Genomic DNA, 9,402 nt, shown 5'->3' with positions numbered 1-9,402 from the left:
GGCGTCGAGCTCATGCACCTCGCCATCGACCCGGACGCGCACGAAGCCCTGGGCGCGGAGCTCGGCGAAGAGGTCGCCCTGTTCGCCCTTTCGCCCCGCCACGATCGGCGCGAGGATCATCACCCGGCTTTCCGGTTCGAGGGCGAGCACGTGGTCGACCATCTGCGCCACGCTCTGCGCCTCGAGCGCCTGCTCGGGATGCTCGGGGCAGTGCGGCGTGCCGGCGCGCGCGTAGAGCAGGCGCAGGTAGTCGTGGATCTCGGTGACCGTGCCCACGGTGGAGCGCGGATTGTGGCTGGTCGCCTTCTGTTCGATCGAAATCGCCGGTGACAGGCCCTCGATCAGGTCGACGTCGGGCTTCTCCATCAACTGCAGGAACTGGCGCGCGTAGGCCGACAGCGACTCGACGTAGCGGCGCTGGCCCTCGGCATAGAGGGTGTCGAAAGCGAGCGAGGACTTGCCCGAGCCCGACAGCCCGGTGATCACGGTCAGACGATTGCGCGGAAGATCGAGGCTGACGTTCTTCAGGTTGTGGGTGCGGGCACCGCGAATGCGAATTTCGTCCATGAGCGGCTCGGCCAGACTGGAACCCATCACTATAAGAGGGAAGGGCCGGGCGGGCCAATGCTAGAATCTCGCTCTTTCATCCCCGCGCCCCGGCTGCCTTTCGCATGTCCGCTTCCAAGCCCGATTCCATGACGCCCGACGAACGCCGCGCAGGCATGAGCCTGGCGGCGATTTTCGCCCTGCGAATGCTCGGCCTGTTCCTGATCCTGCCGGTGTTCGCGGTGCACGCGAAGGGCATTCCCGGCGGCGACGATCTCACCCTCGTCGGGCTCGCGATCGGCGCCTACGGCCTCACCCAGGCCTTCCTCCAGATCGCCTACGGTGCCGCATCCGACCGCTTCGGGCGCAAGCCGGTGATCGTCTTCGGCCTGTTGCTCTTCCTCGTCGGCAGCGTCGTCGCCGCACTCGCGGACGGCATCTACATGATCATCGTCGGACGCGTGCTGCAGGGGGCGGGCGCGATCTCGGCCGCGGTCACCGCGCTCGCCGCAGACCTCACCCGCGACCAGCATCGCACGAAGGTGATGGCGATGATCGGTTCGAGCATCGGCCTCGTGTTCGCCCTGTCGATGGTCGCCGCGCCGCTGCTCTACCAGGCCGTCGGCATGGACGGCATTTTCTGGCTCACCGCCGCGCTGGCGCTCGGTGCGATCGGCGTCATCCTGTGGGCGGTGCCGGCGGCACCGCCGGTGCCGCGCGCCAACGCCGGCAGTTTTCTCGGCGTGCTGCGTGACGGCCAGCTGATGCGGCTGAACTTCGGCGTGTTCGCGCTGCACCTGATCCAGACCACGATGTGGGTCATGGTGCCGGCGGCGCTGGTCGCCGGTGGCGGGCTCGCGCTCGCCGATCACTGGAAGGTCTATCTGCCTGCGGTGCTGGTGTCCTTCGTGGTCATGGTGCCGGCGGTGATCATCGCCGAGCGCCACGACCGCCTCAAGCAGGTGTTCAACGCCGCCGTGCTGCTGCTCGCGGTGGTCCAGTTCGGGCTCTACCTGGTCGGCGACGCCCTGATACCATTGGCATTGCTGCTGACGCTTTTCTTCGTCGCCTTCAATATCCTCGAGGCCACCCAGCCGTCGTGGATCTCGCGGATCGCGCCGCCGGCGTCGAAGGGTACGGCGCTCGGCGTGTACAACACGCTGCAGTCGGTCGGCCTGTTCCTCGGCGGCGTGGTCGGCGGCTGGCTCGGCCAGCAGTACGGCGCGGGCGCGGTCAGCCTCGCCTGCGGCGTGCTCGCGCTGCTTTGGCTGGCCCTGGCGGCGACGATGAACCCGCCACCGCTGCGCGCGGCACCCGCGGCCACGCGGGGCTGAACCCGGCGCGCCCGGCATCCCAAGGGGCGCGCCTCTGCATTCAAAGGAGAACCGAATGGCATCCGTCAACAAAGTCATTCTGATCGGCAATCTCGGCGCCGATCCGGAAAGCCGCTTCGCTCCGTCGGGCGACGCGATCTGCAACCTCCGCCTCGCGACCACCGAGACCTGGCGCGACAAGACCACCGGCGAGCGGCGCGAGGCGACCGAATGGCACCGTGTGGTGTTCTTCGGCAAGCTCGCGGAGATCGCCGCGCAATACCTGCGCAAGGGCAGCCAGGTCTACATCGAGGGCACCCTGCGCACCCGCAAGTGGCAGGATCAGAGTGGCCAGGACCGGTACACGACCGAGATCCGCGGCGACGAGATGCGCATGCTCGGCCGTCGCGAAGGCGGCGACGCACCGATGCGTGGCGGCGACAGCGGCGGTGGATACGAGTCGCAGGCGCCGGTACGCGCGCCCCAGCGTCCGCAGGCCGCGCCCCAGCCGGCGGCGCAGCCGGCGTCCCCGCGCGCCGACGACTTCGGCAATTTCGACGACGACATCCCGTTCTGATACCGGATGCTTGCACGCGGCTCGCGGGAACCCCCTGCGCGCCTGAGGATCCGAAGAGATCATGAGCCGTAAGGAGTCGCCGTGGACGACCTGATCGCCCATCCGGATGGGATCTACGCGCTGGATTCCGGTTACGAACGGCCGCAGCTGGCGGCCATCCATCTGATCGTGGAGGAGGGGCGGGTCGCGGTCGTCGATACCGGCACCAACGCCTCGGTGCCGCGGGTGCTGACCGCGCTCGCGCGCCTCGGGGTGGCGCCCGAGGCGGTGGAGTGGGTGATGCTGACGCATATCCACCTCGACCACGCCGGTGGTGCGGGCAGCCTGATGTGCGCGCTGCCCGCGGCGAAGCTCCTGGTCCATCCTCGCGGCATCCGCCACATGGTCGATCCCTCGAAGCTGTGGGAAGGCACGGCCGCGGTGTATGGGCCGGAGCGCGCCTTCGCCCTCTACGGCCGGCTGGTGGGCGTCGATCCCGAGCGCATCGAGCCGGCTACCGATGGCCTGGCGCTGAGACTCGGCGAGCGCGGCTTCCGCATCCTCGATACCCCGGGGCACGCGCTTCACCACGTCTGCATCTGGGACGAGCGCGCGCGCGCCTTTTTCACCGGCGACACCTTCGGCCTGTCCTACCGCGAACTCGATGTCGAAGGCCGGCCCTCGGTGCTGCCGACCACCACGCCGACCCAGTTCGACCCGGCGGCGCTGCACGGTTCGATCGACCGCATGCTCGACTACCTGCCGAGCGCGATGTACCTCACCCACTTCAGCCGCGTGACCGAGGTCGAGCGGCTGGCGGCCGACATGCACCGGCTGATCGACACCATGGTCGCCGTGGCGCGCGCCGCGCGCGGCCACGGCGTGGCGCGCCACATCGAGATCCTCGCCGGACTCGAGGAGCTCATCCGCGAGGAGGCCGAGCGCCAGGGCTGGACACTGCCCGAGGCGGAACTCTTCGAACTCCTGCGCAACGATCTCGACCTCAACGCGCAGGGCCTGGGCGTATGGCTCGATCACGCCCGTGCCGCCGAGGCGGTGCCGACTTGAGCGCTGCCTTCGAGGTCGACGCCGCCCGCCGCTTCGGCGGCATCGACCGGCTCTACGGCGAGGGTGCACACCGCCGCCTGGGCGCCGCGCACGCCTGCGTGATCGGCATCGGCGGCGTCGGTTCGTGGGCCGCGGAGGCGCTCGCGCGCAGTGGGGTCGGGCAATTGACCCTGATCGATCTCGACCACGTCGCCGAATCCAACATCAACCGCCAGGTGCATGCGCTCGAGCACACCCTCGGTCAGGCCAAGGTGCTGGCGATGGCCGAGCGTATCGGCGCGATCAACCCGTTGTGCCGGCTCCGCGTGGTCGAGGACTTTCTCACTCCCGACAACGCGGGCGAACTGCTCGTCGGCTTCGACGTCGTGATCGACGCGATCGACAACGTCCGCGCCAAGGTCGCGATCGCCGCCACCTGCCAGGCGCGCGGACTCGGCCTCGTGATGGCCGGCGGCGCCGGCGGCAAGACCGATCCGGCGTCGATCCGGGTCGACGATCTCGCCCGCACCGTGCAGGATCCGCTGCTCTCGAAGGTCCGTGCGCGCCTCCGCAAGGAGCACCGGTTCAGCCGCGATCCGAAGAAGAAGTTCGGAATCACCGCGGTGTTCTCGGTCGAGCCGCTGCGCATGCCGGTGCGCGCCGCCTGCGATCTCGACGTCGAGATCCCGGGCGCCGGCGAAGCCACGCCCGCACGCGGTCCACACGGCCTCGCCTGTGCGGGGTATGGTTCGAGCATGGCGATGACGGCGAGCGTGGGCATGTTCGCAGCGGCACGGGCGATCGAGCGCCTGCTCGACGTCGGCCGCCAATCCTGAATCCAGCGGAGCGCAGCAATGAACGATGGCAAGCAGACCGCCGCACGGGCGGTGATCCTCTTCGGGCATGGCGCCCGCGATCCCGCCTGGGCCGGCCCCATGCGCCGCATCCGCGAGGCGATGCTCGCCGAGGACCCCGCCACCCCGGTCGAGCTCGCCTTCCTCGAGCTGATGACGCCCACCCTCGCCGAAACGGTGGATTCAGTGGTGTCGGCCGGGGCGGAGCGGATCGCCGTAGTGCCGATCTTCCTCGCTCAGGGCGGTCACCTGAAGCGCGACCTGCCGGAAATGCTCGAGGCGGTGCGTGGCGCCCACCCGGGTTGCGAGATCAGCCTCGCGCCGGCGGCGGGCGAGGCGGACGGCGTGATCGCGGCGATGGCGGCCTACGCGCGCGCCTGCCTGGACTGATCGACATCCGCAGCGGGGCCGGGCGGGCATTCTCGCTGCGGAGTCGCGAGGCCTGACGCCGAAGGCCTGCCCGCGGCGTGCGGGCGCGGGGAGCGTTTTCTTCTACCAAATATAAGAATATACTAATTCTTATGAAAGCCCTGTTGCGACACCTCCTCCTCGCGATCGCGGTCATGGCCCACCAGCCGGCTGTCGCCGAAGGCACGCCCGTCCCCACGCTCCTGCTCGAGCCGCAGTCGCTCGCCTCGACCCTGTCGGCCGAGGCCACCATCGAGGCGGTTCACCAGGCCACGCTGGCTGCCCAGGTGCCGGGCCGCATCGTGCAGCTCGCGGTCGATGCCGGCGACGGCGTGCGCCAGGGCCAGATGCTGGTGCGTATCGATGCGAGCGAGGCGGGGTCCGCGCTGGCCGCCGCCGATGCCCAGGTCGCCGCCGCTCAGGCCGACGCGATCAATGCCCGCGCCGAGCATCAGCGCGCGCGCAGCCTGGTGGCGAAGAACTTCCTCAGCCAGTCGGCACTCGACGCCGCCCGCTCGCGGCTCAATGCGGCCGATGCGCAGTTGCGTGCGGCGCGTGCGAGCCGCGATCAGGCCGCGACGGTCGAGGGCTATACCGCGATCGCCTCGCCGCTCGACGGCCTCGTGGCTGCGCGCCACATCGAGAGCGGCGAGATGGCTCAGCCCGGCCGCGCGTTGCTCACCGTCTACGATCCCGCCTCGATGCGCGCGGTGGTGGATCTGCCGCAGCAGCGTCTGTCGAGCTTCGGTGATGCGCCGCTGAGCGCCCGTGTCGAGCTTCCCGACAGCGGACGATGGTTCGACGCCGCGGGGGTGAGCGTGCTGCCGGCGGCCGATGCCCGTACCCACACCGTGCGACTGCGGGTCGAACTGCCGCCGGACGCGCGCGGCCTGCTGCCGGGCAGCTTCGCACGGGTACATTTCTTTACCGGGGAGCGTCCTCGGGTGGTGCTGCCCGCCGCCTCGGTGCTGCGGCGCGGGGAGCTGACCGCCGTTTATGTCTCGGATGGGCAGGGCGGCTTCTCGCTGCGCCAGGTGCGGCTCGGCCGGGTGATCGGCGCCGACGGCGCGATCGAGGTCCTCGCCGGCCTGAAGGGCGACGAAACGGTCGCCCTCGATCCGGTGCGCGCCGGCATGCAGGTGCGCGGCGCGGCGGCGCGCTGAGCCACGGAGGCGACGATGGCGTCCCGTCTCGGTATCTCCGGCCGCACCGCGGCCGCCTTCCAGCGCAACGCGATCACGCCGCTGCTCGCGCTGATGCTGCTGCTCGCCGGCGTCTTCGCGGCGCTGATCACGCCCAAGGAAGAAGAGCCGCAGATCGACGTCACCATGGCGAACGTGCTGGTGCCCTTCCCGGGGGCGTCCGCGCGCGACGTGGAGGCCCTGGTGGCACGGCCGGCGGAGCAGGTGCTGTCGCGCATGGCCGAGGTCGAGCACGTGTTCACCGTGTCGCGCCCGGGCATGGCGGTGATCACCGTGCAGTTCGAGGTCGGTGTGCCCAACCAGACCGCGCTGGTGCGGCTCTACGACACGGTGCATTCGAATTCCGACTGGCTCTCGCCCGAACTCGGCGTCGGCACCCCGGTGGTCAAGCCGAAGGGTATCGACGACGTCCCCATCCTCAGCTTCACCCTGTGGACCGCCGATCCCGGGCGCGCGGGTTTCGACCTTCAGCAGGTGGCACGCGCGACCGAGACCGAGCTCAAGCGCGTGCCCGGCACCCGCGACGTGAGCACGATCGGCGGTCCGGGCCACGTGATCCGGGTCGACATGGACACCGAGCGGATGAACGCCCACGGCGTCACCGCGCAGGACCTTCGCGCCGCGCTGCAGCTGGCCAACGCCGCGCAGCCAGCGGGCAGCCTGGTCGCCGGAAACCGCGAGCTGCTGGTCGAGACCGGCACCTATATCGAGTCGGCCGAGGACGTGCGCGGCCTCGTGGTCGGCGTGCAGGACGCCCGTCCGGTGTTCATGCGCGACGTCGCCGAGGTGGTCGACGGCCCGGATCAGCCCGCGCAGTACGTCTGGTTCGGCACCGGCGCCGCAGCCGGCGAGCGCGGCATCGAACAGCAGGGCCTGTTCCCCGCGGTGACGCTCGCGCTGTCGAAGAAGCCGGGCGCCAACGCCGCCGACGTCGCCGCGGCGGCAATCCAGCGCCTGGACAACCTGCGCGGCAGCCTGATCCCGGAAGGCGTGGAGGTCACCGTCACCCGCGACTACGGCAAGACCGCCGACGACAAGGCGGCGCAGCTGATCGGCAAGCTCGCCTTCGCCACCGCCGCGGTGGTGGTGCTGGTGTTCTTCGCGCTCGGCGGGCGCGAGGCCATCATCGTCGGCATCGCGGTCTCGCTCACCCTTGCCGCCACCCTGTTCGCATCCTGGGCCTGGGGCTTCACCCTCAACCGGGTGTCGCTGTTCGCGCTGATCTTCTCGATCGGCATCCTGGTCGATGACGCGATCGTGGTGGTCGAGAACATCCACCGCTGGCACACGCTCGAGCCCGACACGCCGCTGTGGCAGCTGATCCCGAAGGCGGTGGACGAGGTCGGCGGGCCCACCATTCTCGCCACCTTCACGGTGATCGCGGCGCTGCTGCCGATGGCCTTCGTCACCGGCCTGATGGGGCCCTACATGAGCCCGATCCCGATCAACGCCTCGATGGGCATGTTCATCTCGCTGGTGATCGCCTTCGTCGTCACGCCCTGGCTGGCGCAGAAGATGCTGAAGCGCGTCGACGCCCATCACCACGGCGGCGAGGACAAGATGACCCGGCGGCTCGACGGACTCTTTCGCCGCGTGATGACGCCGATGTTCGACGCCCGCCGTGGGGCGCGCAACCGGCTGCTGCTATGGCTCGGGGTGTTCGCACTGATCGCGGCCTCGCTGGCGCTGCCGGTGGTGCAGCTGGTGGTCATGAAGATGCTGCCCTTCGACAACAAGAGCGAATTCCAGGTGGTGCTCGACATGCCGGTCGGCACCCCGCTCGAAGACACCGCGCGCGTGCTCAACGAGATCGGCGCCCATCTGGCGACCGTGCCCGAGGTCACCGACTGGCAGTCCTACGCCGGCACCGCGGCGCCGATCAACTTCAACGGCCTGGTGCGCCAGTACTATCTCAGGAGCGCCCCCGAGCAGGGCGACATCCAGGTCAACCTGGTCGACAAGCGCGCGCGCGACCGCCAGAGCCACGAGATCGCGGTTTCGGTGCGCGATGCCGTCACCGCCATCGGGCGGCGCAACGGCGGTAACGCCAAAGTGGTGGAAGTGCCTCCCGGGCCGCCGGTGCTGTCGCCGATCGTGGCCGAGATCTACGGCCCGGACTACGACGGGCAGCTGGCGGTCGCGAAGCAGGTGCGTGCCGCCTTCGAGACCACGCCCGACATCGTCGGCGTGGACGACACGGTCGACGAGGACGCCCCCAAGCTGCTGCTGCGGGTCGACCAGGCGAAGGCCGCACGCATGGGCGTGGCCCAGGCCGACATCGTGGAGGTGGTGCGCCTCGGTCTGTCGGGCGAGAACGTCACACCGGTGCATGGCGGCGAGCACAAGTACGAGATCCCGGTGCGCATCCAGCTGCCGGCGGTGCGCCAGTCGGAAGTCGGCAACCTGCTGGCGATGCAGGTGCGCGCGGGCGACGGGCGGCGGGTGACGATCTCCGAACTGGTGACCGTGGCCGAGACGAAGCGCGAGCAGATCCTCTATCGCAAGGACCTGCTGCCCGTGGTGTATGTCACCGGCGACATGGGCGGCGCGCTCGATTCGCCGCTCTACGGCATGTTCGACATCCGCTCCCGGGTCAGGGAGATGGCGCTCGGCGGCGCGCCCGGAGTGGGCGGCACGCTCGGCGAGTGGTTCATCAACCCGCCCGAGGACCCGTACGCCGCCTACCAGCTGAAGTGGGACGGCGAGTGGCAGATCACCTACGAGACCTTCCGCGACATGGGTGCCGCCTACGCGGTGGGCCTGATCCTGATCTACCTGCTGGTGGTGGCGCAGTTCCGCAGCTATCTCGTGCCGCTGATCATCATGGCGCCGATTCCGCTCACCATCGTAGGCGTGATGCCCGGTCACGCCCTGCTCGGCGCCCAATTCACCGCGACCTCGATGATCGGCATGATCGCGCTCGCCGGCATCATCGTGCGCAACTCGATCCTGCTGGTGGATTTCGTCAATCAGCAGGTCGCCGAAGGGATGGCGTTCGGCGAGGCGCTGATCCGCGCCGCGGCGGTGCGTGCCAAGCCGATCGGCCTCACCGCGCTCGCGGCGATGATCGGGGCGGTGTTCATTCTCGACGATCCGATCTTCAACGGCCTCGCCATCAGCCTGATCTTCGGCATCTTCGTGTCCACCGTGCTCACCCTGGTGGTGATCCCGGTGCTCTACTACGCCGCCATGCGCGGCCGCATCGCCCGCCTGCAACAACCCTCCGAGGAGACTCCCGCATGACCACCAACGAATACGTGCGCGCCTTCGCCGGCGCCTTCGTCCTGATCTCGCTCGCGCTCGGCGTCGAGGCCTCGCCGCTCTTCGTCAGCAAGCACTTCCTGTGGGTCACCGGCTTCGTCGGCCTCAACCTGTTCCAGAGCGCCTTCACCGGGCTGTGCCCGCTGGTCAACATCCTTCACAAGTTCGGCGTGCAGGACGAGAAGCCGCGCCGCGCCTGAGACCGCCGCGACCGC

At 69.6% G+C, this 9,402-nt stretch carries 8 protein-coding genes and 1 pseudogene; 8 read left to right on the top strand and 1 reads right to left on the bottom strand.

Annotated features, from left to right (window positions below; translation table 11 throughout):
- Nucleotides 1-567 (bottom strand): annotated as a pseudogene (locus BB334_RS18000) (excinuclease ABC subunit UvrA); the annotation flags it as partial.
- A gap of 128 nt (nucleotides 568-695) precedes the next feature.
- On the opposite strand from BB334_RS18000, the gene BB334_RS10710 reads away from it, so the two are divergent.
- The 8 genes from BB334_RS10710 to BB334_RS10675 all read left to right on the top strand — a co-directional run bounded on the left by BB334_RS10710 (nucleotide 696) and on the right by BB334_RS10675 (nucleotide 9,387).
- On the top strand, nucleotides 696-1,880 hold the full coding sequence (locus tag BB334_RS10710; RefSeq protein WP_068808378.1) for an MFS transporter: 1,185 nt from the start codon (nucleotides 696-698) through the stop codon (nucleotides 1,878-1,880).
- Nucleotides 1,881-1,935: 55 nt separating this feature from the next.
- Nucleotides 1,936-2,436, top strand: coding sequence for a single-stranded DNA-binding protein (ssb, locus tag BB334_RS10705; protein WP_068808375.1), 501 nt, complete (start codon nucleotides 1,936-1,938; stop codon nucleotides 2,434-2,436).
- 81 nt (nucleotides 2,437-2,517) lie between these two features.
- Nucleotides 2,518-3,483, top strand: coding sequence for an MBL fold metallo-hydrolase (locus tag BB334_RS10700; RefSeq protein ID WP_068808372.1), 966 nt, complete (start codon nucleotides 2,518-2,520; stop codon nucleotides 3,481-3,483).
- Complete coding sequence (locus tag BB334_RS10695; RefSeq protein ID WP_068808368.1) at nucleotides 3,441-4,298, top strand: tRNA threonylcarbamoyladenosine dehydratase; 858 nt, start codon at nucleotides 3,441-3,443, stop codon at nucleotides 4,296-4,298. Before BB334_RS10700 ends, BB334_RS10695 begins: the two co-directional genes overlap by 43 nt.
- A gap of 18 nt (nucleotides 4,299-4,316) precedes the next feature.
- Nucleotides 4,317-4,706 carry a sirohydrochlorin chelatase gene (locus BB334_RS10690; RefSeq protein ID WP_068808365.1) on the top strand — a complete coding sequence of 130 codons (390 nt, stop codon included), beginning with the start codon at nucleotides 4,317-4,319 and terminating at the stop codon, nucleotides 4,704-4,706.
- Between the two features lie 131 nt (nucleotides 4,707-4,837).
- Complete coding sequence (locus BB334_RS10685; protein ID WP_068808362.1) at nucleotides 4,838-5,887, top strand: efflux RND transporter periplasmic adaptor subunit; 1,050 nt, start codon at nucleotides 4,838-4,840, stop codon at nucleotides 5,885-5,887.
- A 15-nt stretch (nucleotides 5,888-5,902) separates the two neighbouring features.
- The gene (locus tag BB334_RS10680; protein WP_068808359.1) at nucleotides 5,903-9,169 is read left to right on the top strand and encodes an efflux RND transporter permease subunit; all 3,267 of its coding nucleotides are present in this window, start codon (nucleotides 5,903-5,905) and stop codon (nucleotides 9,167-9,169) included.
- Nucleotides 9,166-9,387 (top strand): YgaP family membrane protein, encoded by a 222-nt coding sequence (locus BB334_RS10675; RefSeq protein ID WP_068808356.1) that lies wholly within the window; start codon nucleotides 9,166-9,168, stop codon nucleotides 9,385-9,387. The genes BB334_RS10680 and BB334_RS10675 overlap by 4 nt, the downstream gene beginning before the upstream one ends.
- Nucleotides 9,388-9,402 lie beyond the last annotated feature (15 nt).

The sequence above is a fragment of the Thauera phenolivorans genome (assembly GCF_001696715.1).
GTDB classification, from domain to species: domain Bacteria; phylum Pseudomonadota; class Gammaproteobacteria; order Burkholderiales; family Rhodocyclaceae; genus Thauera; species Thauera phenolivorans.
Note: the sequence above shows the minus strand (reverse complement) of the source record. Positions and strands in the feature narration are given on the sequence as shown.

Bases quoted from the DNA above. Each gene is read 5' to 3' on its own strand.
- BB334_RS10680 (WP_068808359.1), top strand. From the start codon at position 5,903: ATGGCGTCCCGTCTCGGTATCTCCGGCCGCACCGCGGCCGCCTTCCAG.
- BB334_RS10695 (WP_068808368.1), top strand. From the start codon at position 3,441: ATGGCTCGATCACGCCCGTGCCGCCGAGGCGGTGCCGACTTGAGCGCT.
- BB334_RS10690 (WP_068808365.1), top strand. From the start codon at position 4,317: ATGAACGATGGCAAGCAGACCGCCGCACGGGCGGTGATCCTCTTCGGG.
- BB334_RS10710 (WP_068808378.1), top strand. From the start codon at position 696: ATGACGCCCGACGAACGCCGCGCAGGCATGAGCCTGGCGGCGATTTTC.
- BB334_RS10685 (WP_068808362.1), top strand. From the start codon at position 4,838: ATGAAAGCCCTGTTGCGACACCTCCTCCTCGCGATCGCGGTCATGGCC.
- BB334_RS10675 (WP_068808356.1), top strand. From the start codon at position 9,166: ATGACCACCAACGAATACGTGCGCGCCTTCGCCGGCGCCTTCGTCCTG.
- ssb (WP_068808375.1), top strand. From the start codon at position 1,936: ATGGCATCCGTCAACAAAGTCATTCTGATCGGCAATCTCGGCGCCGAT.